This is a genomic window from Microbacterium sp. GQ128 (genome assembly GCF_059758615.1).
The window spans coordinates 435,532-461,016 of sequence record NZ_JCAXDY010000002.1 but is presented as its reverse complement, the minus strand read 5'-3'; the positions used below and the strand labels follow the sequence as shown (position 1 = coordinate 461,016).

Genomic DNA, 25,485 nt, shown 5'->3' with positions numbered 1-25,485 from the left:
CGCCGAAGCTCGGCTATCGATTCCAGTGGCGCAGCTTGTCGGGGTTGCACACGATCCAGAAGTTGGACAGCACACGCGACCTCATCTCGGCCGTGAGTGCGGCGACGACCCGACCCTCGCGAACCAGCGTGAGCCCCGGCACACCGTTGATCGACGCGGTGGCGACGAAAGTCCCCGGCGTCATCAGGGCACGCAGCTCCGCGGCAGCCGCTTCCGACCCTGTCACCGGCATCGGAGCGGTGTGCACATGACCGCCGCTGTCGATGACCACCGTGACCTCGGGGTGGAGCAGCACGCGGATCGCGTCCTCGTCCCGCGCGCTGAGCGCGCCCGCGAGCGACTCGATGGTGTCGACATCGGCAGCACCATGACGGCGCCGGCGCAGCCACGCCGGGTAATGCTTGCGAGTCATGCGGTGACCGCGTTGACGTGCCCGAGCTTCTGCGGACTCATCACCCAGAGAAGTTGCAGGATGCCCTCGCTCGAAGTGGTCACCGTGACCATGGTCGTGACCGTCCCCTCCTCGACGAGGGTGGCCGCCGGCTGACCGTTCACCTGCACCCAATCGATCGTCTTCCCGGTCCAGAAGTGATGCGCGAACGCCGCGACGAACTTGGCGACGCGCCCGCGACCCAGCACGGGGATGCGCGCCGCGAGCTTGGCGCCGTTGCCGTCGGTGTAGCTGACGACGTCGGCCGCGAAGAGAGTCTCGAGCTCGCGGGCATCGCCCTTCTGGGCGGCCGCGAGGAAGGCCTCAAGCAGGCGCCGTTGCGCGACCGGATCGACGTCGGCGTTGCGCGCCGACGACAGGTGCGCCCGCGCCCGGCTCACGAGCTGCCTCGCGCTCACGACGCTGCTGGAGATCACCTCGGCGATGCGCGGATAGGGATAGTCGAAGGCCTCGCGCAGGATATAGGCCGCCCGCTCGGTGGGAGTCAGCTTCTCCAGCGTCAGGAGGATCGCGAATTGCAGCGCCTCGGCTCGTTCCGCACCGAGCGCCGGATCGTCATCGGTGTTGACCGGCTCGGGAAGCCACGGCCCGATGTACGTCTCGCGCCGTGAATGCGACGACTGCAGCACGTTGATCGAGAGCCGGGTGGTGATCGTCGTCAGGAACGCCACGGGCTCCTGGATCTTGCTGCGATCGGTGTTCTGCCACCGGATCCACGTCTCCTGCACGATGTCCTCGGCATCGGCGACCGTACTCAGCATCCGGTATGCGATGCCGAAGAGTCGCCGGCGGTGCATGTCGAATACCCGCACCGCCTCGTCGAGGTCTGTGATCTCTCCGAATCCGCTCTCGGCCATCGTCACGCCCTTCGCCTCCCCGTCGTCATCGGATTCCTGCGACCAAGCGCCGGCCCTCGTCATGGACCCATGCATCGAGGGCGGTGGGAGCGAGACGCAGCGGAGACCGCGGGAGCAGAAGGTCTCCGGAGATGTTGAAGCCCAGGGTAGTGGTCTCCGCGTCCTCGACGACATAGCGCGGGTCATGGTCGACGCGGAGCACGCGGCGCACGAAGTCGGGAAGGGGCATCTGCTCGGGGCCGCCGAAATCGATCGCGCCGGAGAGGGGATCGCCCATCGCCAGGTCGACGAGCATTTCCGCCACATCGGACGCCGCCACCGGCTGCACGATCTTCGGAGGCAGATGCACGGTGTCCTGCGTCGTGTTCCACTCTGCGATCTTGCGCGCGAAGTCGTAGAACTGGGTGGAACGCAGGATGGAGTGGGCGATCGGGCCCGAGCGCACGAGATTCTCCTGCACACCTTTGGCGGCAAAGTACCCGTCTTCCCCGGTGTGATCCGCTCCGACGATCGACAGTACGACGTGGTGCTTCACTCCCGCGCGCTCCTCCGCCTCCAACAGACGCTGCGTCGTCGTCTCGAAGAACGCGCGCGCGGGGGCACCCGACACGTCCGGGGTATTCGTGACGTCGATCACGGCATCGGCCAAGTCGAGTGCGGCATCGAGGCCCTGCCCCGTGCGCGCATCCACACCGCTCGACGGCGAAGCCACCACGACCGCTTGCGCGCGACGTTCGAGCTTCTCGACGACCATCCGGCCCACCTGGCCGGTCCCACCCAACACGACGATCCGCATCTCGCTCGCTCCGTTCCTGGGTCCCGCGCCGTGCGCGCAGGGGGTTCTCCTCAACAGTGACCGGACAGCACCTCGAAGTGTGACAACGGTCGAAGATGTTTCACGTGGCAGCCCGGATCCGTCGGCGTTCGTAGATCAGGGTCGCGGTCAGCAGGAGCACCCCGACGACGATGCCCACGGCCTGCGCGGGAAGCTCGACGACCCCGAAAACCCCGATGAGCACGAGGGTCACGAGGGCACCGCCGAGGACGGCGTTCACCGCGCCGACCATGCTCGCCATCGTGAACAGGAACGAGGAGCGCGCGTAGCGGACCCCGAGCTCGCCGGACTGCGGGGTGTCGAGGGCGATCAATTCGGGACCCCGGGGATGCAGGCTGACGAAATACTCGCGGATCCGCTCCATTCGTCGACGCGCGGTGATGTTCTCGACGCTCGTGTCGACGAGTCTCACGACCGTGAACCACCCCAGCGCGAAGATCGCCGGGAGGACGGTGAATGCGAGCACTCCGATCAGGGCCGGAGAGTTCGCCGCGAAGCCGATCGCGACCAGCCCACTCGACAGCGTCGACAGGTAGATGGAACTGCGCGTTCCCGCTTCGCTGATCGTCGAGCTCGCCGCCGATTGCAGCACGAACAGCTCCGTACCGACCGCGCTGTTCAGGGCCGAGACATCGGGCCTCTCATCGGTCATGATTCGCGCCGCCGCCCGGCCTCGGTGAGGGAGGACGCCTGGGTGCTGATGGTCGACATGTTCGCCTTTCGGATCGTGGGGCACGGGACCGCGCTGTCGACAGCAGAGACCGGGTGGGCGCCCCGGCTGTGACAGTCCCTGCGCCGGATGACCGTCCGCCATGTCACAGCAGCGGCGGGCTCACGGTCACATTGGCGTCCGATACAGATCAGGAGAAGCAGATGGAAAGCAGTCTCAGAAGCAAAGTCGTGCTCGTTACCGGAGCGTCGTCGGGGATCGGTCGGGCCACTGCCCTCTCCCTCTCCCGCGAAGGGGCGATCGTGGTCGCGGCCGGGCGACGGGCCGAGCGCCTGCGGACGCTGGTGGAAGAAGCGCCGGGAGAGATGGTGGCGATGGAGCTGGACGTGACCGGCCCGGAGTCCGTGGACCAGGTCGTCTCCGCCGTCGTCTCCCGTTTCGGCCGACTCGACGCCCTCGTGAACAACGCCGGTCTCATGCTCGCGGGCATGATCCTGAACGCGGACACGGACGAGTGGGTTCGGATGGTGGAGACCAACCTGTTGGGTTCGATGCGCGTCGCCCACGCGGTACTCCCCCACCTCATCGAGTCGCACGGCTCTTACGTGCAGGTGTCCTCGACATCGGGGCGCATCGCGACTGCCGGGAACGCCGCCTACTCGGCGACGAAGTTCGGCATCACCGCGTTCTCCGAGTCCTTCCGGCAGGAGGCGACACCCTACGGAGTGCGGACGATCGTCGTGGAACCGGGCTTCGTCGCCACGGAGCTCACGCACCACATCACGGACTCGGTGATGCGCGAGGCAGCGGATCGTATCGGCGAGTCGATGCGCACGCTCCAGCCCGAGGACGTCGCGGCGGCCGTCGTGTACGCGCTCGGACAGCCAGATCATGTGGCGGTGAACGAGATCCTGGTGCGCCCCACCGATCAGGTGCATTGAGCGTCCTGCGGGATCCGTACGCAGAATGGTGCGCCGCCCTCGTCCTGACAGCGGCGCACCATCGCCTCACGGGGTTCCGGCGCCGTCTCCCGGCGGCTCGGCGACATCTGCCACGGCTTGAGCGAAAGCGTGAGGCGCCTCGGCCGGGAGATGATGCCCCGCGTGCGGGATCCGGCGGTGCTCGCGCGGCCCGGTGAAAAGGTGCGCCTGCGGCGTGCCGTCGGTCGCCGGGAAGTTGCCGTCTGCCATGCCGTCCAGTGTGATCGTCGGGACGCTGATGGGCGGTGCCGATGCCAACGTGCGCTCGAGCTCTTCGTACTTCGGCACCCCCGGCGCGAGTCCGAGCCGATGACGGTAGGAGTGGATGACGACATCGACGTAGTCGGGGTTGTCGAATGCGGCGGCGGCTCGATCCATCTCGTCGTCGCTGAACGCCCACTCCGGCGAGTTGCGCCGCCAGATCACGTCGGCGATCTCGCGCCGGTTGGCGTCGAGCCCCCGGCGTCCGCGATCGGTGGCGAAGTACCAGAAGTACCAGAACCCGGCTTCGAGATCAGGACGGATCGGCGTCTGCGAAGCGGCGATGTTCTGGATGAGGTACCCGTTCACGGAGACCAGGCCGGAGATCCGCTCGGGCCATAGCGCGGCGACGACGCACGCGGCACGCCCTCCCCAGTCGTAGCCGGCGAGGACGGGCTCATCCAGATCGAGCGTGTCGATGAACGCCAGCAGGTCGGCTCCGAGCGCCGCCTGCTGCCCGGTGCGAGGCGTGTCCAGGTCGCGGAAGCGGGTGCCGCCGTGGCCGCGCAGATACGGGACGATCGTCCGATATCCGGCTTCGACGAGCATCGGCGCGACCTCGACATAGCTGTGCACGTCGTACGGATAGCCGTGCAGGAGCACGACGGGATCCGCCTGCGGATCGCCGAGGTCGAAGTAGGAGACGGAGAGGTCTCCCGCATCGACACGGCGGGCGGCGGGAAACGGGGAGGGAGCAGAGGTCATGGTCATTCCTTCTCTCGACGATGGTGCGGCGCCCCGCACCGCGGTGGCAGTGCAGGGCGCCGCGGTCATGTCAGGCCGCGCTCGATGCGAGGCTCGCGACGTAGGCCTTGCCGGCGGAGGCGATCACTTCGGCGACGATTTCCGGGTTCGACACGAGAGCGGCGTGCGATGCCCCCGAGATCTCACGCGTACCCTGCGAGGACGCGCGTTCGGCGCCGGCGCGGAAAACCGCGAGGGGGATGTTCAGGTCCTGATCGCCGAACACGTGCCAGGACGGGATGCTCTTCCAGGCCGGGTTCGCGGCGGTGACCGCGTCCGAGAGCGCCGCCTCCGTCACGGGACGCTGGGTCGCGGCCATGAGGGCGGCGACATCCTCCGCCACGTCTGCCGCGAACTGGTGGTGGAAGGCTTCTTTGCGGATCGCGAACTCGTTGCCGCCGGTCGCCACGGGGTATGCGACGAGGGTCTCGCCGAGGGTGCTTCCCGGCGCGCTCGTCGACAGGTCGAACGCACTCTGCCCGGTCTCCGGCACGAACGCGGAGACATAGACGAGACCGACGACGGCGGGGTTCTCGGCCGCCGCCTCGGTGATCACGATGCCGCCGTACGAGTGCCCGACAAGGATGACAGGACCTCCGACGGAGGCGATGACGTCGCGGACATACGTGGCGTCGACGGCGAGGCTGCGCAGCGGGTTCGCGGCGGCGACGACCGTCACGCCGTGGCTCTGCAGCCGGCTGATGACGCCGTTCCAGGATGCGGACTCGGCGAAGGCGCCGTGGACGAGGACGATGGTGGGCTTTTCGGTGGACATGGTGTCTTCTCTCTTTCGTGGGTGGGTGGTGCGGGGTCAGGCGACGGTCAGGGCTTTGCGGAGCACGTGGATGGCCTGCTCGATGGCGGCCGTGGTGGCGGCGGAGCTGCGCAGCGGGTTGAGCATCATGAAGTCGTGGATCGTGCCGTCGTAGCGCACGAGCGTCGTCCGCACGCCGGCCTCGATGAGCTTTCGTCCGTACGCCTCTCCCTCGTCGCGGAGCACATCGTTCTCGTCGACGATGAGGAGGGTCTCGGGCAGCCCTTCGAGCTCGCTGATCGCGGCGCGCAGCGGGGATGCAGTCACGTCCTTGCGGGCTTCGAGGTCGGGGAGGTAGCAGTCCCAGAACCACGCCATCGCATCGGCGCGGAGGTGGTATCCCTCGGCGTACTCGCGGTAACTCTCGGTGTTCTGCCCGGCGTCGGTCACGGGGTAATACAGCGACTGGTGGAGGAAGACGACATCACCGCGCCGCTTTGCGAGGATCGCGACGACGGCGGCCATGTTCCCGCCCACGGAGTCTCCCGCGATGGCGAGACGGGAGGCGTCGAGGCCCTTGCTCGCGCCCTCGTTCATGATCCACCGCGCGGTCGCATAGACCTGCTCGATGGCGACCGGATGGTGCGCCTCCGGCGAGCGCTCGTACTCGACGAAGACGATCGCCGCCTCCACGCCGTTCGCGAGTTCCCGCACCAGGCGGTCGTGCGTGCCGGAGTTGCCCAGCACCCAGCCGCCGCCGTGGACGTAGAGGACAACGGGGAGCTCTCCGGTCGCCCCGGCGGGCTTGACGATGCGCACCTGGACGTCGCCGACCTCTGCGCGGACGGTGATCCACTCGTCGGTGACGTCGGCTTTCGCGATGGGGCCCGCTTGGACATCGTCCAGCAATCTCCGCGCGCCATCGACGCCGAGGTCGGCGAGGAACGGCGGCTTTCCTGCCGCATCGGCGAATGCCCGGGCTTCGGGCTCGAGTACATGGTCGGTCATGACGGATCCTTTCGTGTGGGGTCGAGCCGGTGCGGATCGTCGCCGATCCTGTGGCTCATGCAAGACAAGACCAGGTGAGACCGAAGAATGTGACGAAGTTTCCGGAAGCCGGCCCTGCGCGCGCCGGGCCGTGTCACAACCCGGTCTGCTGCGCGGTCATGTTGGTGCGGAGACGATCCGGAACCGACAGTCGGCAATGAGGGAGAGACATGAGAATCACGGTCATCGGCGGAACAGGGTTGATCGGCACGAGGCTCGTCCGCAGCCTGCGAGCGAGCGGACACGACGTCGTCGCCGCCGCTCGCGCCACGGGCGGCAACTCGTACACGGGCGAAGGGCTGGAAGAGGCTCTGACCGGCGCGGACGTGGTCGTCGACGTGTCGAACTCCTCCTACACCGACGAGGAGGCCGCTCGCGACTTCTTCTACACCTCGACCATGAACCTGCTCACGTACGGCGAGGCTGCCGGAGTGCGTCATCACCTCGCGTTGTCGGTCGTCGGCACCGACCGTCTCGCCCGTGCCGAGGGCGGCTACTTCGTGGCGAAGGAGCAGCAGGAGCGGCTGATCGTGGAGTCTGGGCGCCCGTACTCGCTCGTGCATGCCACCCAGTTCTTCGAGTTCATCCGCAACATCACGGATCAGGCGGCGCGCAGCGGCATGGTCCGCGTCGCGGATGTGCTCGTGCAGCCGATGGCCGCCGACGACGTCGCCGAAGCCGTGGCTCGGACGGCCGTGGGCGAGCCCCTGTTCGGCATGGTGGAGTTCGGCGGTCCGGAGGTCTTCAGTCTCGAGCAGATCGCTGCTCAAGACCTCCGGGCACGTCAGGACGAGCGCGAGGTGGTCGCAGATCCTCTCGGCACCTACTTCGGAGCGCGCCTGCAGAACCGCGACCTCCTCCCCGAGGCGACGGCGACGCTCGCTCCGACGCGCTACCACGACTGGCGCATCGCAGCGACGGTCTGACGAGCAGGCACGCGGACCGAATCCGTCACATCACGAGCTCCCGCTCGGTCATAACTGGTGGGCACCCGTTCGGCGCCCCCGGAAAGGAAGGCATGAAATGGCAAAGATCGTCGTCATCGGAGGCACCGGCCTCATCGGCTCGAAAGTCGTCGCGAAGCTGACCGAGCACGGCCACGAGGCGATCGCCGCCTCTCCCAACACCGGAGTCAACTCGCTCACCGGCGAGGGGCTCGCCGAGGTCTTGGTCGGCGCGAACGCGGTGGTGGACGTCTCCAACTCGCCGTCGTTCGAGGCCCAGGACGTCCTGAAGTTCTTCACCACCTCGACACGCAACCTGCTGGCGGCCGAGGCCGAGGCCGGCGTGACCCACCACGTCGCCCTCACCATCGTGGGTACGAACCGCCCGCAGAACATCGACTACTTCGCGGCGAAGGTCGCGCAGGAGCAGCTCATCCGCGAATCGGGCGTCCCCTACTCGCTGGTACATGCCACGCAGTTCTTCGAGTTCGTCGGCAGCATCGCCGACATCTCGACGGAGGGCGACACCGTGACCCTGCCCGGCGCGCTGATCCAGCCCATCGCAGCCGAAGACGTGGCGACGGCTGTGGCGCGCGCCGCGGCGGGCGAACCGACCGGCGACATCGAGATCGCCGGCCCCGAGGCCATGGGCATGGACGAGTTCGCCCGCCGTGCGCTGACGTTCCGCGGTGACTCGCGCACGGTCGTCCGCGACGACACGGCGCCGTACTACGGCGCGGTGATCGAGGAGCGCACCCTCATCCCCGTCGAAGGCGCCCACATCTTCGAGACGACTCTCGAGGAATGGCTGCCGTTGAACCCGCCCCGCAAGTAGCGGAAGCGCACCAAGAAGCGGGCCCCCTCCTCGTCTGAGAAGGGGGCCCGCTTCGTGGGCTACTGGTAGGTCACCGTCGCATCCCACGCGGTCGTGTCGTACGCGGCGGTGGAGCGCGCCTGCGTGACGAACTCCAGACGGTCGCCGGCCGCGACTGTCATCGGCACCCGGAACGTGCGCGCCGCGGCAGTCGTCAAAGTGGTGCCCGTCGTGCCGGTCGGCCAGATCTGGGTGCCGTTCTTGAGGATGCGGACGACCACCCCATCGCCACCCGCCTGCGGCTTGGAGACGACGCCCGTCACGACCGTGCTGCCGGCGGTCGGGGCGACATAGACGCGCGCGGCATCGGCTCCGACATCCGGATGCTGTGCGTCGGACCGGACCATGGTCCAGGTGGCCGTCCCCTTCCAGCGGGTGTTGGCGGCATCCCACGTCATCGGCGCGATCACCCGGGAGCCGCTCGGGTAGGTCCACTGCTCGTACGACCACCCTCCCGCGCCCTGAGTGCTGGCGAAGTCGGACTTCGCATGATGCACGGCATCCGGATGCTTCAGCTGGCGCACGAAGTCCTTCGTCATGTTCCAGTACATCGAGTTGTCGATCGCGCCGTCGGTGTTGGTCCACTTCTCGGCGGGCGCGACGAGCCCACTCGTGTCGGAGACCTGCACCGAGGTCTCCTCGGCGAACTCGTTGAACGAGTTGATCACGACGCTCTCGGGCGGAGTCGGCCGGTCGAGGACCCGACGCCAGGTCTTCTCGACGTAGTAGAGGCCGTTCTGACGTGAGACGGGGGTGTAGCCGGCGATGTTGTTGTTCCAGCCAGGCATGGTGAGCATGACCTCGTCGTTCGACGGCGAGCCGTCGGGGCCGAGCTGCCAGCCGTACTCGCCCGGCAACGCGTTCGAGGCAAACCGAACCGTGAAGCGGTTGGAAGCGCTCTTGTCGCCCGTGTACGAGCGCCACGCGTTCTGCGCCGAGACCGGCGCGTACACCACGAGCAGCGGCTTCCCGTCGACCTGGTGATAGTGCGCGGGCCCACCGATCGTGGGATCGCCGGCGAACTCGGCCCAGGTCTGCGCCGCTTCCTGCTCGATCGTCACGGGGGTCCCCGTCCACTGCACCCGGCCGATAGCGAAGGCGTAGCGGATGTCGCGCTTCGCGGGCTGCGCGTTGTGCACCGCGATGCGTGCCGCGACATCTGACGCCCGGTTGAGGATGGCACCGCTGACGTTGTTCAGACCGTTCGTCTCGTCGAGCAGTAGCCAGTCGATCTCGGCACCCGAGATGGTGTTCAGATGCTCGTCGATCACGGCCGGATTCCCGCTGTCGTACGTCTGGTAGCTGCCGAGCGTGTACGGGACGTACCGGATCGCCGGCTTGCCGGGGAACCCAGCCCAGGTGTTCGTGGACACCCTGTCCGCCGTGCGATACCGCTGGGCGTTCCAGGTTCCGCCGCCGACTCCGGCGGTGAAGGCGACAGTCGCCTTCCAGCCGTAGCGATCCCCGGAGATGTTGCCCTGCAGCAAGCGATTGGCCCCCACCCCGAACCCCGTGTGGAGCGCGATGTTGTCGGGCGAGACGGCTTTGAGCGCGCGATCGTATTCGCGGCCCATGAGGTCGCCGCCCACACCGTCGCCCGTGACGTCGGCGTGGAAGTAGACGTAGGGCTCGGCGTAGCCGTCGCCGTTGCCGTCGGTGACGAACTGGTCGTTCGACCCGATGCCGTGGGTGTTGGTCCAGGCGGCTGCGGTGCCGAACGAGGTGCCGGTCGACGGGGTCGTGTACCAGGACCCGTCCCACGCCGCGAAGTACACCGCATCCGCCTTGCCGTCTCCGGTGGCGTCGGCGAGGAACTGGCGGGTGGTGTTGCCTCCGAACCCGGTGCGCCAGGTCGTGGGGGCCGCGAAGCCGGTGCCGGATGATGCGCCGACGTGCCATGTGCCGCTGTTCACCGCTCCGGAACCGTTGGTGAAGGTGGCGAGGTCCGCGCGGCCGTCTCCGGTGACGTCGGCGACGAATCGAGCATTGGCGCCGGCCCCGGTGTTCGCTCTCCACAGCGTGTACTGCTGGAACGACGACCCGGAGGAGAGGGCGGCGTACCAGTCACCCGGCTGCCCGTCACTGTTGCCGTCGGCGGAGAAGTACGCGATCGCGTCCGCACGGCCGTCACCGCTGACGTCGGCCATGAACCGCTCGCTCGACCCAGCTCCGTGGCCGGCCACCCATGCGGTCGCCGCCGCGAAGCCGGTGCCCGTCGAGAGACCCACCCTCCACACGCCCGAGGCATCGAACGTGACGGCGTCGTCCTTCCCGTCGCCGTTCACGTCGGCGAGGAACTGGCTCGCACTGGAGGCGCCGTGTCCGGTCGCGGAGGTGATCGGCAGCGCCGGGACCTTCGAGTACCAGGTGGCGTACCAGATGCCGACATTCGGCGTAGCGGCCGTGGTCGCGGCCGCGGTGGTGCCGGTGTCGGCGCCGGTAGTCGTGGCGCCGGTGGCCGCATCGGCGGTGGTGGCATCCGCGGCGACAGCGGGCGACACTGCGCCCGTGGCCACGAGCGCGACCGCGGCGAGCGCCCCGATCAGATTGCGATATCTCATGTGCTCTCCTTTGAGCGTCCGGCATCGGTGCCGGTCCGGTGTTCGGCTGTTATCGACGCCGCCCGTCGACGTCGAGAGAGAGGATCAGGCGGGGGCCGTCCACTCCGGGGAAGGTGCCCGCGACGTCGGTGAGCGGCCGCGCCGGCCCATCCGGATCGAGGGTGTCCCGCACGCGCAGGACCGGCCCCACCCGTTCGACGTCCGCCCCCGCGAGGTGCTCGCGACGCGGCGAGAAGTCGAGTGCGACGACCGCTGTCGCCCCGGCTCGCGGCGGGAGCGACACCGTGCGGAGCACATCTTCCATCGCGATCCGGATCTCGAGATCCGCGGTCGCCTGCGGGGCTTCGACGACCGTGAAGCCGACCGTCGTGTCTGCGGGATAGCGCGTCTCCAGACGGATGCGCCACACCCCGGCGTCCGTGTGCACCAGGTGTGTTCCGGGGTAGAGGTCGGTGACCACCAGCGCCTCGCCACTCAGGCGGGCTGCGGTCTCCCGAGCCTCGAGCAGCCCGATCGCCCCGCGGATCGTGCAGCACCAGTGCGCATCGGGTTCGATCGCCGCGAGGATCGGATCACTCGGGGTGGCGACCGTGTCGAGGCCGAAGCTGCCGTCGAGGCGCTCGGCGAAGGACAGCCCGTTGTGCGCGATGCGGGCGGCGTCCACGCGGTACCGGCCATCGCCTGTCAGCTCGTGCAGGGATCCCGCGACGCCGATCGAGTCGACGATCGCGCACGGCTCCGTCCAGCTGTCGGGGCGGCCGAACCAGTTGAAGGTGGCGTGATTGAGCGTGCGTCCCTCGCGCGCATACGTGTCGTAGAGCGCGGCCGCGGTGCCTGCGGCCTGTGCGTCGCCGGTAGCGACCGACCAGTCGGCGAGATTGCGGGCTGCGGCGAGCACCGCGTGCAGCTGGGCCTGGGGCGTGACGACATCCAGGGTGCTCACGGTCTGCGTCAGTTCGACGATGAGTTCGGCGAGGTCGGAGCGCCCGCTGAGCAGAGCCGCCGGCACGAGGGCGTTCAAGGACAGCAGCACGCACCACACGTCGCTCGAGACGGCCCACCTGTCGATCACCTCGGTGGCGGTGCCCGATGGCGCGCCGCCGTACGTGGGGACGACGCGTGCCCACGGGTAGTCGCGACGCCGGAGAGCAGGGGCGATGAGGGCATCGATCACCCGGAGCGCGGCCTGACGGGAGCGGTCGTCTCCGGTGACGTGGAAGAACTGGAGCAGCCCCGCGGCGACCCACCCGTGACAGGCGATCTGCTGCTCATCGCTGGTCTCTCCGACCTCGGGGCCGAGATACCCGCGCGGGGTGAGCGCGTCGAGCATCGCCTCGTTCAGCTGCGTCGCACGCTCGAGGGTCGGCATTCCGGCCCGTGCATACCGGGAGAGCGAGAGCAGCAGGCGCCCGGCGAGGTCTCCCGGCCAGTCGCCCTCGAGGGTGCTCCGCATCACTTCGGCCACCTCGTAGTCGTCGCGCAGCAGCCTGTGCACCGAAGCGCGGAGCGCGCGATCCTCCTCCAGTGCCGACACGAAAGCCGGCGTGCCGGGGCGCACGTCAACCATGAGCCCCCACCTCCGCCGCGGCCATGACCATGTCGGTGTCATCTGTGAGGTACACGTGCACGCCGGGACCGACGTCATGCGGCGCGACGCCGGGGATCATCACCCTCGCCTGTCCGTCGATCGGAACCTCGATCTCCACGCGCACGCTGTGCCCCTCTCGCTGCCATGCCACCCGGTAGGTGCCGCGCACCGAGTGATAGACCGATGCGGCGCGGGGCACTCCGGAGAGGAACGTCGGGGCGATCACCGCCGACCGCCACGCGATGGAGGTCGGCCCCTGACGCAGACCCGCGACATCGCTCTGCAGCCAGTGGTCGATCATCCCGAGCATGAAGTGGTTGTTGGAACCCTCGCCGACGGCCAGCCTCTCGGCCGACCAGGTCTCCGCGAGGGCGGTCACCCCGCGCGCGAGCTGCATGCCGTAGCCGGGCACGTCGGTGCGCGAGATCGTGCGATGGACGAGCTCGGCGTGTCCGCGACGGTGCAGCAGCTCCACGACCAGGGCGAAGGTGACCTCGCCGACCGTGAAGGCGTCGCCGTCAGCCGCGATGCGCTCGAGCAGCACCGCGAAGATGGCGTCGGCTGCCGCGTGTTCACCGCGCTTCTCGGCGATGTCGGTGAGGATCACGAGCTCGGTCTGACCGGCATCGGGGTCGGGAGCCTCGTACCGCCGGAGTGCGTGCCGGACGAAGCCCGCCTGTCGCCGGAGCTCCGACGCCCACCCCTCATCGCCGACGATCTCCGCGATGACCGCGGCGGATTCGAGCACGCGCAGGTACCCGTGCGAGGCCACGAGTTCGCGGGGCGCCGACGCGTCGATCGCGATCCAGTCGCCGAGGCCGAAGTCGATCAGCCCGCCCACCTGACGGCTGTCGAGATAGGCGACGTACGCCTTCATGGCAGCGATGTTGTCTTCGAGCACGCGCCGGTCGCCGTACTCCCGGTAGTGCGCGAGGGGGAGGTGCACGATGACGCCGCCCCAGTTGACGTCGAAACGGAACGCATCGTCGTCGTCGAGGTAGGCGTGCCCGCTGAAGTCGACGAACTCGGGGACCGTGTTCGGAATGGCGCCGGAGGGCAGCTGGGCCGTTCGCGCATGATGCAGCATGTCGCGCAGGTGCGCTTCGACGTCGTAGCCGCGGGCGATCGCATCGAAGCAGAAGTGCAGCTGCTCCAGCCAGCCGAGCTTCTCGCGGTGCGGGCAGTCGGTGAAGACGCTGTGCATGTTCCCCTGCACGGCCCGGTCGATGACCTCGTGCAGGCGCTGGAGGAACGGATCGCCGCTCGTGAACCCTCCGACGCGCGCGTTGGCGGCACGGATGACGTGAGCCGAGACGTCGATCCCCGCGCTCGGTCCTCGGACCTCGACGTATCGGAAGCCGTGATAGCCGAACCGCGGTGACCACGAACCGGCTGTTCCCGCGGGTATGCGCACGCTGTCGAAGATCGGCGTCCCCGTGCTGTCCTGGTCGACGCCGTCGTCGCTGATCAGCTCGGCGGGGCGCAGTTCGACGACGCGGTCCTCCGCGGCGGGCCGCCACCGGACCTCGGGCACGCCGGCGACGTTGACACCGAAGTCGACGACCCGTCCGCGGGACCCCTCCCAGGCGGCGCTCGGCTCCCGCGTCTCGACCACGGCGAGGGGCGGATGCTCCGGCCACCAGATCTTCGGGGAGGTGCCGTCGGCCGCGACCGCGAGGGTGCCTGGACCGCGCTCCCACGGTTCGGGGGCGGCTGCGTCGTAGTCCTCGCCGCCGTACCAGTGCGCGGCGAGTGTCGCTCCGCGGCCGGTGCGCGTGCGACCCGGCGCGGTCGTCGTGATGCTCGGGTGCGCTCCGAACTGCTCGATCGCGGCGAGCAGCCGGGGAGCCTGATGCTGCGCTGCGAACTTCCGATAGCGCGCGGGGTCGTCCGAGATCCAGTACGGCCCCGATGCCATCTCGATCGTCACCGTGTGCGCACCGGGGCTGAGCGGTCCGAGGTCGTGCGTCGCCGCCGATGCCTCCGTGCGCAGGTCGCTGTACCCGGGGCCGAGCAGACCGTCGCCGAGCAGACGCCCGTCGACACGCACCTCGACCACCCCGGGGGCTGCGAGGTGAAGGAGCGCTCGGGTGTCGGAGGCCTGGGACTCGATGTCGAAGGCGAACCACACCGTGCGGTCGTCGCCCTCGGCGCGGGCACGCGCCACCTCGGGATGAGCGACCCACTGCGCCCCGGTCGATTCGAGATCCGGGGCGGTCGTGAAGCCGTGCAGCTCGCTCCACAGGGTTCGCCCCTCTCGCAGCACTCCGACCCGCCACTGCGCGAGCCGGGCTGCCGGTCGGGGCAGGACGATCGACCGTGCATCGACGCTCAGCACGAGCGGTTTCGTGATGGCCGACTCGCTGTCGAGTTCGACGACGATGAGGTCGTCGGGTCGCAGCGGATGGTCGGCGCTCCAGCTCAGACGCACCGACGGCGAGTCGACCCCGAGCGGAGATTCGAGTCCGTTGACGCGCAGGCGGGAAAAGGTGTTCGGCATCAGCTCGTTCTCCGTGAAGAGGGTCAGCGTGTGGTGGCGGGCCAGGCACGGCCCGCCACTACACGGGCTCAGTTGTCGGCGAGGTCCTTGGCGAAGGCCGCGTCGAGTCGTTCGGCCGCCGCCTCGGGCGAATCGGAGCCGAGGATGACCGTCTGACTCACCTCGTTCAGCTCGAGCTGGGTCGCCGTTCCCGGCCAGCCCTGGTCGGGCCAGGTCGCCGTCTTGCCCGAAACCACGTACTCGAGCACCGTCGCCTGGTTCGGGCTGTCCGGCGTGAAGGAGTCGTTCGGGAGCGAGGGCGCCCCCTTCGACGCGGTCGCGTAGGCGTTCTGCGCATCCGCCGTCGCGAGGAAGTCGATGAACACCTTCGCGGCATCCTGATTGTCGGACTTGGCGTTGATGCCGAAGCCCGAGGAGTCGGCGGCGGCCAGGTAGTTGTCACCCGAGTCGTCGACCGGGAACGGGGCGATCGAGAAGGTGGCGCCCTCCGGTGCCACGTCTTCCAGCGACGTCGTGTCGGAGAACGCGAACGTGGCGAGCGCCTGACCGGTGGCGACCTGCTCGAACGAGACGTTCCACTCGGTGCCGGTCGGCCCCTCGTTGAAGCATCCGGCGGCGAGCATCTCCTGCTGCATGGCGAAGGCGTCGACCCACTCCGAGTCGGCGAAGGACTGGTCGCCCGCGATCTGCTCGACGGTGAAGTCGGGGTTCGGGCCGTAGAGCAGCGGCGCCAGCATGGCGTAGCTCGGGATCGAGCTGCCACCCTTGAGGAACATCGTGTACGCGACCTTGCCGTTGTCCTTCGCGGCGGCGCACAGGTCGAGCACCTCGGAGTAGGTCTCGGGAATCTCGAGGCCGAGCTCCTCCATCGTCTGGTCGTTGTACACGGGCCCGAGGCCGAGCGCGCCGATCGGCACCGACAGCAGCTTGTCGTCGTTGCTGAAGAGGTTGTTCTGCGTCGGCGACAGCTCGCCCGCCCAGTCGGAGCCGCCGAGGTCGACGAGCTGGCTGGCCTCGTCCAGCGGAACCACGCTCACGACGTTGCCGGCGCCGGGGAAGGTGCGGATGACGTCGGCGGCGGTGCCGGCGGCGAGACCCGTGCGAAGGAAGGTGGGGTAGTCGCTGCCACCGTCCTGGATCTCGACGGTGATGTCGGGGTGGGCGGCTTCGAACTCTTCGACGACCGCTTCCAGCGGAGCGACGTTGTCGGTGGCGATGGTGAGCGTCTTCTGATCGCCGGCCGACCCCGTGTTCGCGGGTTCGTCTGACGTCGAGCAGGCGGTGAGGGCCAGAACGGCGACGATGCCGACAGCCGCGGGTGCACTGCGTTGTAACATGCGGGTTTTCCTCTCGAGTGGGGCAGGTGGGGCAGGTGGTGGCTGAGGGTTCAGCCCTTCAGACCGCCGGCGAATCCCTGGATGATGTACTTCTGCAGGAAGAAGTACGCGATCAGGATCGGGGCGGCTGAGATCAGGAGCGCGGCGAAGACCGCCGGCCAGTCGGCGTGATAGGTGCGCACGAATCCGCTGATGCGTACGGGCAGCGTCTCGTTCCCGGTTCCGGAGAGGAACAGCAGTGGGATGAAGAAGCTGTTCCAGATCGAGATCACGTTGAGGATGGCGACGGTGCCGATCGCGGGTCGCAGCAGGGGGACCACGATGTGCCAGAAGGTGCGGATCGGACCGCATCCGTCGAGTGACGCGGCCTCTTCGAAGTCGCGCGGACTCTCGCGAAGGAACATGGTGATGATGAACACGGCGAACGGGATCGAGCTGCCGGCTCCGGCGAGGATCACCGAGAGCAGGCTGCCGTTGAGGCCGAGGTCGCGGATGCTCAGGAACAGGGGAAGCACTCCGAGCTGTGCGGGCACCACGAGGCCGATCATGAAGAGGTAGAACATCCCCCGCGACCAGCGCGAACCGAGGCGCGCCAGCGGATAGGCGGCGAGCGAGGCCGCCACGAGCACCAGCACGATGCTGACCACGGCTACGACGGCGCTGTTCATGAGAGCGGCCCCCAGGTGGCCGTCCTCCCACGCGCGCCCGAAGTTCTCGACGCTGTACTGGCCCGAGATGACGAAGGCCCCGGTCGGGTTGTGCGGCGCCTTGAGCGAGAGGTTGACGAGCGCGAAGAGCGGCAGCAGGAAGATGGCCGCGAGCGCCCACAGCGCGATCTCGAGCGTGAGGGTGCGTCCCGTGTAGCGGTTGATCATCGGTCGACCTGCTTCGATGTGAGGCGGTATTGGACTGTGGCGAGCACCGCGACGACGATCGCCATCACGGTGGCGAGCGCGGTGGCGTAGGGCACGTCGCCTCCTTGGAACCCGACTTTGTACACGACCGTCGAGATGGTCTCCGTGGCTCGAGCCGGTCCCCCGCCCGTCATCGCGTACACCTGGTCGAACTGGGCCAGCCCGTTGATGAGCGTCAGGAGCAGGTTGATGACGACCGCTCCGTTGATGAGCGGGAGCACGACGGAGAAGAATCGGCGCACGGGCCCCGCACCGTCGATCACGGCGGCCTCGATGACCTCGGAGGGCAGCGCCTTGAGACCGGCGAGGTAGATGACCATCGAGAAGCCCGTGAACTGCCACAGGTACGCGACGCAGACGGCGCCGAGCGCGAACTGCGGATCCCCCAGCCAGTTCTGCTGCAGCGAGTCGAGTCCGAGGGCTCCGAGAAGGGCGTTGACGCCGCCCGTCGGCGCGAGGAGGTAGCTCCAGATGTATCCGCACACGAGCGGGGTCAGCACGACCGGGGCGAAGAAGATCGTGCGCAGCAGCCCACCGCTCTTGACGACCGTGTTGAGCGCCAGAGCGAGCAGCAGGCCGAGCCCGTTCTGCAGCACCATCGTGACCGCGGCGAACACGAACGTGTTGACCAGGGCCGCTGTCGCGAGGGGATCGGTGAACACCTCGACGAAGTTGCCGAAGCCGATGAGGTCGAAGTCGGCGCTGATCCCGTCCCAGTCCGAGAACGCGAAGACGGTGCCGCGCGCCGAGGGCACGAGGGTGACGAAGGCGTAGAGGAGGAGGGCCGGAACGATGAACCAGAGCGGCACGTGCGCCCCACGCCACCGCCGTCGACGAGCGGGAGCGAAGGCGTTCCCCGCCGCTGGTGCGGTCTTCTGTTCGGCATTGAACATGCGTGTACTGCTCCCTGAGCTTCTTGCGTCGTCGTCAAGCGGGCGATATCCACAATCCTGACCGGCGCCCGTGGGTTGGTGCCAGCACGATGCTGTTCGTCACTAGCACGATCCTCGCAGGTGTCTTCCGCGATGCAGTTCGCTGTGTCAGTGTGAGCGGGTGGTCGTCCGTTACCCCTCCATCCAGCGCTACGAGGTCTTCCGCGCCGGCGCGCTCCCCATCGCCTCGAACGACGTGCCCGCCCTGGGGGGCATCCCCGAGCACACGCACGACTACCTCGAGATCGCGGTGGTGTCGCGCGGAACCGGGGTGCACGTGACGCGCGAGGGGCGTGTGCCCATCGAACGCGGCTCGGTCATCATCATCCGGCCGGGGTCCTGGCACGCCTATCGTGACACCGACGAGCTGTGGACCTTCAACCTCTACCTGGCCCCGGAGCTGTTGCTCCGCGAGCTCTCGTGGATCGTCGAGTACCCCGATCTGGCGCGTGCGCTTCTCGGCGGCGAGCCCAATCTCGGCGAGTTCGACGAGGATTCGTGCGCGCGGGTGCTGGGTTGGCTCGAACAGATCACCCAGCACTCGCGCACCGTCCACGCTCCGACCTTGATCGGCTTGGCGACCTGCGTGCTCGACTCCTTCAGCACTCTCGCGCTCTCGCCGCAGCCCGCGACGGATAGCACGATCGCGCGCTCGGTCATCACGATGATGAATCTCATGCAGGACGATCTCAGCGCGCGCTGGACCATCGCCGACCTGAGCAGGGTCGCCAACTTCTCGCCGGCGGTGGTGCATCGGGTGTTCAAGACGCATGTCGGCATCTCCCCCATGGCGTGGCTCACACGCGCACGGGGCGAAGCGGCCGCGACGCAGCTCGCTCTCACCGACAAAAGCGTCTCCGAGGTCGGCCAGGCTGTCGGATGGGACGACGCGAACTATGCGAGCCGCCGCTTCCGCGCGCTGTACGGCCTCACTCCCAGCGAGTATCGGAGCCGCTTCCAGCGGGACGATACCGCGATGCTCCGCTGAGCCCGCGTCACCACCGCGCAGGCGCTCATCCTCGTGCGAACCGCGCGGCCAGCGCCGGGTCGACGGCGACGTCGCCGAAGGATGCCGTCCACGCGCCGTCCACCGCGATCGACTCGCCGCTGAGGTAGGGGGCTTCGTCGGAGAGCAGGAAGGCGGTCACCGCGGCCACCTCTTCGGCACGGGCGATGCGTCCCATCGGCGGGCCCTCGGCGAGCCCGCGCTCTTCGGCGTCCGGGTCGGGCGCTGCGGCGATCTTGGCTTCGAGGTGGGGCGTGCGGACACCGCCGGGGGCCACCGTATTGGCACGGATGCCGAGGCGGCCGTAGCTCACCGCCACGCTGCGGGTCAGCGCGTCGATGCCGCCCTTGGTGAACTCGTAGGCCGCGTGGTCGGGGTGACTGGCGCGACCGTGAATCGAGCCGACGTTGACGATCGCCCCCGGGAGGCCCTGATCGATGAACGCCGACACCGCGGTCGAGCAGCCCCAGATGTAGCCGAAGCCGTTGATGTCGAGGATCTCGCGCACCACGCTCTCATCGAGCTCGTGCAGCGGGGTGTGCTTCGTGATGCCGGCGTTGTTCACCCACCCGGCCAGCGGCGCCCGCGCGAGCGCCGCCGCTGCGGCCCGCTGGTGGACGGCGCGGTCGGAGGCGTCGCCGAGCACGACCTCGGCCACGATCCCCTCCTCGAGCGTGTCCGACCCGGGAGACCGTTCCAACCCCACGACGATCCATCCGTCGGCGGTGAGTCGCTCGGCGATGGCGCGGCCGATGCCCTTTCCGCTGCCGGTCACCACGACGCTGCGTGCGGATTCGGTCATGACGTGTCCTCTCGGCGCTGCGGCGGCTGGGGCGAACCGCGTTTTGCTATAGCAATCACGAGCATAGCCGGGAGGAGGGTCGTCGGCGCAAGCGGATCGGCGCCGAACAGCCGCCGCGGCTCCTCGGCGCGGGGGAAGGCGGTTCAGACCGCGACCGCGCCGATCAACGCGTGCGGACGCCTGCCCTCCTGCACGCGGGTCTCACTGTCGATGACCGCGAAACCGGCCCGTTCCAGGTGCCCGGACATCCCCTCGACCGACCAGAAATGTGCGGTCGTGACGGCGTGCGCGAACGGCTCCCCGTCGGGGCCGTCGAAGAATCCGACGAGCAGACCACCGCCATCGCGGAGCGCGAGCCGAGCCGCAGCGAGCAGGGCGGGAAGCTCCTCCGGAGAGGCATGGATCAGGGAGTACCACGCGAGGATCCCACCCAGAGAGCCAGGTTCGATGCCGGACTCGGCGAGCGATGCGACGCGATACGAGACGTGGGGAAACCGGGCGCTGGCCGTGCCGACGAAGTCGGGGACGAGGTCGATCCCCTCCACCTCGTTGCCTCGTTCGGCGAGGAACGCCGTCCAGTGCCCGGGGCCGCAACCGGCATCGAGGATGCGCCCATCGACGCCGTCCGCCCACCGCCCGATCCGCTCCCGGTCCACCGCATCCATCTGGGCGATGTCGCCGAAGAGCTCGGTGTACTCGGTCGCCCGTGCGGCATAGCCTTCGCGGATCCGTCGTTCGCTCATCGATCCTCCTGCGGCGTCGGGCGTGGGTCAGCCCCACGCTAGCCCGCGGCCGCTCGGATGCTCGACCCACTGCCCGGATGTGGTCGTCGTCGCGCCGCATCGCTCAATCCCGAGGCAGGATGGAACCGGATGTCGGCGGGAGACGAATAACCAGTGTGAGCAACGACAACGACATCATCCGCGAATCGTTCGACGCCGCGGAGCGATTCTCCGAGATCTTCGAACGACATATCGACGCGGTCTCCGGCTACGTCGCACGCCGCGTCGGACCGGCGGCGAGAGACGACGTCGTGAGCGAGACGTTCCTGATCGCGTTCCGGAGGCGAAAACGCTTCGACATGTCCAGGCCATCGGCGCTGCCGTGGCTGATGGGCATCGCGACGAATGTCCTCGGTCAGCACCGCCGCGCCCAGGCCCAGCACTGGCGTGCCCTTCAGGCGTCCGTGGCCCAGAGCGAGCCGGTCGCCGCAGACGACCACGACCGGTCGTCTGCACAGCTCGACGCGGCCGGGGAGATCGAACGCCTCTATCCCCGGATCGCGGCCCTCTCCGCGCGCGATCGGGAAGTGCTCTTCCTGCACGCGTGGGGAGACCTCACCTACGAGCAGATCGCCGCCGCGCTGCGAATCCCCGTTGGCACGGTCCGATCGAGGCTGAGCCGCATCCGCACCAAGCTCGCGGCACCGCCGCCGTCGCCACCGCCGAAGGCTCCGCACGAGCCCCGGCCCGCGACCGCCCACATCCGACTTGCTGAGAAAGAGATCATCCATGGACATCCTTGACACGGTGCGCGAGATGAAGCCCACCTATCCCGCGTCTTCGCAGGCGCCTCGCCGCGCCCTCCACCAGGAGATCGCCCGGTCGCGACGCCGACGCCCCGTCGGGCGGATCGTCGCGGCGTCACTGGCGGGCACCGCCGTCGCCGCCGTCGCGATCGCCGCCACCGCACTCGCCCCTCCGGGAGTGGTGAGTCAGCCGCAGGCCGCCTCGGCGTCGACCTACCTCAACGAGACCGCGGCTTCCATCCGCGCCGCCGTCGCCGCGCCGATGGAAGTGACGATCACGACCCGCCACCTGGGGATGATCGGCGGTCCGAACGAGAAGTTCCTGCCGTTCGGGAACCTCAGGACGGATGCGACCGCTGCCGTCGTGACCGAGTCGAGCGCGACCTATCTCAGCGCGACCGACGGCACATACTCGCTCACCGGCCGCACCGATCTCCATGCCGCGGAGCTGTTCGGCGACGAGGCGGAGATCGAGGAAGCGTGGACGGAGTACTACGGCGCGGCGTATCCGATCGGCGCTGCTCCTGCGACGTCGACCGAAGTCGAGCCGGGCGAGGGCGATGCGACGCTTCCCGTCTCACCCGCCGATTTCCCCACCGATCCGGCTGCGTTCCTCGCCGCCTGGGAGAGCGGCATGGCGTCGCAGCTCGCGGCGGAAAAGGCCGAGGCGGCGAAGATGCCCCAGGACGGTGACCCCGAGACGAACGGCTTGTACGACAGCATCGAGGAGCGGCTCGCCGTACCGGTCGCCGAGCACATGCTGAACATGCTCGGGCACTCGGTGCCCATCCTGACGGCATCCCCCGAGTACCGAGCGACGTTCCTCGAGGCGCTCGCGCTGGCCGACGGGATCACCGTCGAAGAGGGGGCCGCGGCCGACAAGGTGCTCGTCTACGAGACCGACGACGCCCGGTTCCGGCTGACGGTCAACCCCGAGGCGGGCGCCATCGTCAAGATCGAGAAGGTCCTGCTCCGCGTGCTCCCGGCGCCGTGGAGCAACCACACGAAGGACGACCCGCTCGTCGAGGTCGGAACGGCTCCGTTCCTGCCGGAGGACGTCGCGGACTTCTCCGCATCCTTCACGACTGCACCTGCGGACTGACGCGTCCGCTCCCTCGTGCCCTCCTCCTCCGGCGACGCCGGGCGAGGAGGGCACGTTGCCGTTCGCGGCGAAAGCCCGGGTCTCACAACACCATCGGCGCGATCGACGACTTCACCCGACGCGTGCCGCAAATCCCCCTCGCGCTCGACGAAGCTGCGAAGCTGGAGCCGTCGTCATCCCCCACCCCCGTCGCCTTCATGCTCCTTCCAGAGTGGGAACCGCAGAGGCCTCGAAGCAGGAGCCGTCCCGTGAGCGTCGCGTCCCCCCTCCCTCTCATCCGCCGTCCGCTCGCCGACGGCTGGCGGGTCCGCCCGAGCGCCGGTCCCGCGCAGGTGCCCGATGCCTGGATCCCCGCCGTCGTCCCGGGTGTGGTGCACCTCGACCTGCTGCGGGCGGGCCTCATCCCCGACCCGTACCTCGATGACAACGAGTCCGCCCTGGCGTGGATCGGCCTGGTGGACTGGACCTACGAGGGCAGCTTCGTCCTCGAGTCGGAGGAGCAGGCGGCCGACCGTCACGAGCTCGTCTTCGACGGTCTCGACACCGTCGCCACGGTCACGGTGAACGGGAACGTGGTCGCCGAGGTCGCCAACCAGCATCGCTCCTATCGCCTGGATGTGACCGCGCTGCTCCGCACGGGCGACAACACGGTCACCGTCGCGTTCCGCAGTCCCGTCCGATACGCCGACGCGCAGAGCGTGGCGCTGGGTGCGCGCCCCCGCCCCTACCCCTCGCCGTTCAACGCCCTGCGCAAGTCGGCGTGCAGCTTCGGCTGGGACTGGGGCATCGCCACCTACTCGAGCGGTATCTGGCGCGAGGTGCGCCTGGAGTCCTGGTCGGACGCCCGTCTGCAAAACGTCCGCGTCCATGCGACGCCGGACGGCACGGATGGCACGGTGCGCGTCGCCGTCGAGATCGAACGCGCCTCGGCACTCCCGCTGGACCTGACGGTCGAGGTCGCCGGGACGGTCCGCACGGTTCCGATCGCCGCCTCGGAGACGTCGGCGGAGATCGAGGTCCGGGTGAGCGACATCGAGCGCTGGTGGCCCGCCGGCCATGGCGCCCAGCCGCTCTACGACGTCGAGGTCGCCCTCCTTTCCGAGGGCACGACTCTCGACTCCACGACGAGACGAGTCGGTTTCCGCGACCTGCGCTGGGACACGACGGCGGATGCCTCCGGCACGCCGTTCACCCTGTTCGTGAACGACCGCCCGATCTACGTGAAGGGCGTCAACTGGATCCCGGACGACGCGTTCCCGGGCCGCGTCGACCGCGCGCGGTATCGCACCAGACTCGAGCAGGCGAAGACCGCGAACCTCAACCTCATCCGCGTCTGGGGCGGGGGGATCTACGAGTCCGAGGACTTCTACGATCTCGCCGACGAACTCGGCCTGCTGGTCTGGCAGGACTTCCTGTTCGCGTGCGCCGCCTACGCGGAGGAGGATCCGCTGCGTGGTGAGATCGAGGCGGAAGCGCGCGAGAACGTCGCGCGCCTCGCCCACCGCGCCTCACTCGCTCTGCTCACGGGCAACAACGAGAACACCTGGGGATACGAGGACTGGGGCTGGAAGACCCTGCTCGACGGCAAGAGCTGGGGCGCGCACTACTACTACGAGCAGTTCCCCGCGATCATCGACGAGCTCGCTCCGCACGTGCCGTATGCTCCCGGAAGCCCCTTCAGCCCGGGCGCCGGGTGGGACGGGAGTCAGCAGACCGGACCGCACCCCAACGCCGAGGCGCACGGCACCATGCACCTGTGGGAGCAGTGGAACCGCCGAGACTGGCCGACCTACCGCGACCACCGCCCGCGTTTCGTCGCCGAGTTCGGGTGGCAGGGCCCGCCCACCTGGTCGACGCTGACGCGATCCATCTCGGACGACCCGATCACCCCCGACTCCCCCGGCATGATCGTGCATCAGAAGGCGGCGGACGGGAACGCGAAGCTGGGCGCGGGACTGGTCGCGCACTACCCGATCCCCGACGACATCGAGACCTGGCACTGGGCGATGCAGCTCAATCAGGCGAATGCGGTGGGTTTCGCTCTCGACTGGTTCCGCTCGCTCGCCCCGCACAACGCGGGCGCGATCGTGTGGCAGCTGAACGACTGCTGGCCCGTGACCTCGTGGGCGGCGATCGACGGCGACGGACGCGAGAAGCCGCTGCTGTTCGCCATCAAGAACGCCTTCGACCCCCGAGTGGTGACCGTGCAGCCCGCGGGCGAGGGCCTCGAGGCCGTGCTGCACAACGACACCGACGACGCCTGGTCGGGCAGCCTGTCGCTGCGACGGATCGGCTTCGACGGCACGGTGCACGCCTCCGCCGAGGTGGCAGTCTCGATCGAACCGCGAGGGTCGGCACGTGTGCCGGTTCCGGATGCCGTCGCCTCGCCCGGCGACGTCGCCGCGGAGCTGATCGTCGCCGAGGCATCCGGCATTCGCGGACTCTGGTGGTTCGCCGAGCCCCGTGACAGCGCCCTCGCCGAACCCGGCCTCACCGCCGAGGTCGAAAGTACCGGGCGCGGGCACCTGGTGACCGTCACCGCGGGGGCACTGGTGCGCGACCTCACGCTGCTCGTCGACCGGCTCTCCCCTGACGCCCGGGTCGATCGTGGCCTGGTGACGCTGCTGCCCGGCGAGCGCGCCGTGTTCCACGTCGACGGCGTCGCCGAGCTCGACGCCGCCACGGTGCTCGATCCCCTGGTCGCGCGCTCCGGCAACCAGTTGGTCGGCGGGCACTGAAGCCGGGCGACGCCGGTCGCCGCTGAACCGGCGAGTGGCCTCCGCACGGGCGGAGGCCCT

At 68.9% G+C, this 25,485-nt stretch carries 22 protein-coding genes; 7 read left to right on the top strand and 15 right to left on the bottom strand.

Annotation, left to right across the window (positions count from 1 at the left end; translation table 11 throughout):
• Positions 1-13: 13 nt before the first annotated feature.
• The 4 genes from AC6CHX_RS08175 to AC6CHX_RS08160 form a co-directional block, all read right to left on the bottom strand.
• Complete coding sequence (locus AC6CHX_RS08175) at positions 14-412, bottom strand: sigma-70 family RNA polymerase sigma factor family protein (protein WP_498272395.1); 399 nt, start codon at positions 410-412, stop codon at positions 14-16.
• Positions 409-1,371, bottom strand: a complete 963-nt coding sequence (locus AC6CHX_RS08170) for an RNA polymerase sigma-70 factor (protein ID WP_240745064.1) — start codon at positions 1,369-1,371, stop codon at positions 409-411. The genes AC6CHX_RS08175 and AC6CHX_RS08170 overlap by 4 nt, the downstream gene beginning before the upstream one ends.
• Entirely contained in the window at positions 1,334-2,104 is a 771-nt protein-coding gene (locus tag AC6CHX_RS08165) for an SDR family oxidoreductase (protein ID WP_498272394.1), read from the bottom strand. Before AC6CHX_RS08165 ends, AC6CHX_RS08170 begins: the two co-directional genes overlap by 38 nt.
• 100 nt (positions 2,105-2,204) lie before the next feature.
• Positions 2,205-2,795, bottom strand: a complete 591-nt coding sequence (locus AC6CHX_RS08160) for a hypothetical protein (protein ID WP_498272393.1) — start codon at positions 2,793-2,795, stop codon at positions 2,205-2,207.
• Between the two features lie 221 nt (positions 2,796-3,016).
• On the opposite strand from AC6CHX_RS08160, the gene AC6CHX_RS08155 reads away from it, so the two are divergent.
• Positions 3,017-3,754, top strand: coding sequence for an SDR family oxidoreductase (locus AC6CHX_RS08155; protein ID WP_498272392.1), 738 nt, complete (start codon positions 3,017-3,019; stop codon positions 3,752-3,754).
• Positions 3,755-3,820: 66 nt separating this feature from the next.
• On the opposite strand, the gene AC6CHX_RS08150 is transcribed toward AC6CHX_RS08155, so the two are convergent.
• From AC6CHX_RS08150 to AC6CHX_RS08140, 3 genes are all read right to left on the bottom strand, one after another.
• Positions 3,821-4,759, bottom strand: a complete 939-nt coding sequence (locus tag AC6CHX_RS08150; RefSeq protein ID WP_498272391.1) for an alpha/beta fold hydrolase — start codon at positions 4,757-4,759, stop codon at positions 3,821-3,823.
• A 70-nt stretch (positions 4,760-4,829) separates the two neighbouring features.
• Positions 4,830-5,573, bottom strand: coding sequence for an alpha/beta fold hydrolase (locus tag AC6CHX_RS08145; RefSeq protein WP_498272390.1), 744 nt, complete (start codon positions 5,571-5,573; stop codon positions 4,830-4,832).
• Between the two features lie 36 nt (positions 5,574-5,609).
• Positions 5,610-6,560 (bottom strand): alpha/beta hydrolase, encoded by a 951-nt coding sequence (locus AC6CHX_RS08140; RefSeq protein ID WP_136041953.1) that lies wholly within the window; start codon positions 6,558-6,560, stop codon positions 5,610-5,612.
• Between the two features lie 209 nt (positions 6,561-6,769).
• On the opposite strand from AC6CHX_RS08140, the gene AC6CHX_RS08135 reads away from it, so the two are divergent.
• On the top strand, positions 6,770-7,525 hold the full coding sequence (locus AC6CHX_RS08135) for an SDR family oxidoreductase (RefSeq protein ID WP_498272389.1): 756 nt from the start codon (positions 6,770-6,772) through the stop codon (positions 7,523-7,525).
• A gap of 97 nt (positions 7,526-7,622) precedes the next feature.
• On the top strand, positions 7,623-8,378 hold the full coding sequence (locus AC6CHX_RS08130) for an SDR family oxidoreductase (RefSeq protein WP_498272388.1): 756 nt from the start codon (positions 7,623-7,625) through the stop codon (positions 8,376-8,378).
• 59 nt (positions 8,379-8,437) lie between these two features.
• Here the strand turns inward: AC6CHX_RS08130 and AC6CHX_RS08125 are convergent, their stop codons facing one another.
• The 6 genes from AC6CHX_RS08125 to AC6CHX_RS08100 all read right to left on the bottom strand — a co-directional run bounded on the left by AC6CHX_RS08125 (position 8,438) and on the right by AC6CHX_RS08100 (position 18,210).
• On the bottom strand, positions 8,438-10,978 hold the full coding sequence (locus AC6CHX_RS08125; protein WP_498272387.1) for a hypothetical protein: 2,541 nt from the start codon (positions 10,976-10,978) through the stop codon (positions 8,438-8,440).
• A 49-nt stretch (positions 10,979-11,027) separates the two neighbouring features.
• Positions 11,028-12,545 carry a hypothetical protein gene (locus tag AC6CHX_RS08120; RefSeq protein ID WP_498272386.1) on the bottom strand — a complete coding sequence of 506 codons (1,518 nt, stop codon included), beginning with the start codon at positions 12,543-12,545 and terminating at the stop codon, positions 11,028-11,030.
• Positions 12,538-15,066 carry a family 78 glycoside hydrolase catalytic domain gene (locus tag AC6CHX_RS08115; protein WP_498272385.1) on the bottom strand — a complete coding sequence of 843 codons (2,529 nt, stop codon included), beginning with the start codon at positions 15,064-15,066 and terminating at the stop codon, positions 12,538-12,540. Before AC6CHX_RS08115 ends, AC6CHX_RS08120 begins: the two co-directional genes overlap by 8 nt.
• Positions 15,067-15,134: 68 nt before the next feature.
• Positions 15,135-16,403: an ABC transporter substrate-binding protein gene (locus AC6CHX_RS08110; protein ID WP_498272384.1), complete on the bottom strand. Its 1,269-nt coding sequence runs from the start codon at positions 16,401-16,403 to the stop codon at positions 15,135-15,137.
• 50 nt (positions 16,404-16,453) lie between these two features.
• Positions 16,454-17,278: a carbohydrate ABC transporter permease gene (locus AC6CHX_RS08105; RefSeq protein ID WP_498272383.1), complete on the bottom strand. Its 825-nt coding sequence runs from the start codon at positions 17,276-17,278 to the stop codon at positions 16,454-16,456.
• A complete protein-coding gene (locus AC6CHX_RS08100; protein WP_498272382.1) occupies positions 17,275-18,210 on the bottom strand; it encodes a carbohydrate ABC transporter permease in 936 nt (311 codons plus the stop codon). Before AC6CHX_RS08100 ends, AC6CHX_RS08105 begins: the two co-directional genes overlap by 4 nt.
• A gap of 160 nt (positions 18,211-18,370) precedes the next feature.
• Between AC6CHX_RS08100 and AC6CHX_RS08095 the strand changes: the two genes are divergently transcribed.
• Positions 18,371-19,237 carry a helix-turn-helix transcriptional regulator gene (locus AC6CHX_RS08095; protein WP_498272381.1) on the top strand — a complete coding sequence of 289 codons (867 nt, stop codon included), beginning with the start codon at positions 18,371-18,373 and terminating at the stop codon, positions 19,235-19,237.
• Between the two features lie 25 nt (positions 19,238-19,262).
• On the opposite strand, the gene AC6CHX_RS08090 is transcribed toward AC6CHX_RS08095, so the two are convergent.
• Together AC6CHX_RS08090 and AC6CHX_RS08085 are read right to left on the bottom strand one after the other, a co-directional pair.
• Positions 19,263-20,057: an SDR family NAD(P)-dependent oxidoreductase gene (locus tag AC6CHX_RS08090; RefSeq protein ID WP_498272380.1), complete on the bottom strand. Its 795-nt coding sequence runs from the start codon at positions 20,055-20,057 to the stop codon at positions 19,263-19,265.
• A 143-nt stretch (positions 20,058-20,200) separates the two neighbouring features.
• Positions 20,201-20,800 (bottom strand): class I SAM-dependent methyltransferase, encoded by a 600-nt coding sequence (locus AC6CHX_RS08085; RefSeq protein ID WP_498272379.1) that lies wholly within the window; start codon positions 20,798-20,800, stop codon positions 20,201-20,203.
• Between the two features lie 155 nt (positions 20,801-20,955).
• On the opposite strand from AC6CHX_RS08085, the gene AC6CHX_RS08080 reads away from it, so the two are divergent.
• From AC6CHX_RS08080 to AC6CHX_RS08070, 3 genes are all read left to right on the top strand, one after another.
• Complete coding sequence (locus tag AC6CHX_RS08080) at positions 20,956-21,582, top strand: RNA polymerase sigma factor (protein WP_498272378.1); 627 nt, start codon at positions 20,956-20,958, stop codon at positions 21,580-21,582.
• The gene (locus AC6CHX_RS08075) at positions 21,569-22,687 is read left to right on the top strand and encodes a hypothetical protein (protein ID WP_498272377.1); all 1,119 of its coding nucleotides are present in this window, start codon (positions 21,569-21,571) and stop codon (positions 22,685-22,687) included. The genes AC6CHX_RS08080 and AC6CHX_RS08075 overlap by 14 nt, the downstream gene beginning before the upstream one ends.
• Positions 22,688-22,935: 248 nt before the next feature.
• A complete protein-coding gene (locus AC6CHX_RS08070; protein WP_498272376.1) occupies positions 22,936-25,425 on the top strand; it encodes a glycoside hydrolase family 2 protein in 2,490 nt (829 codons plus the stop codon).
• Positions 25,426-25,485 lie beyond the last annotated feature (60 nt).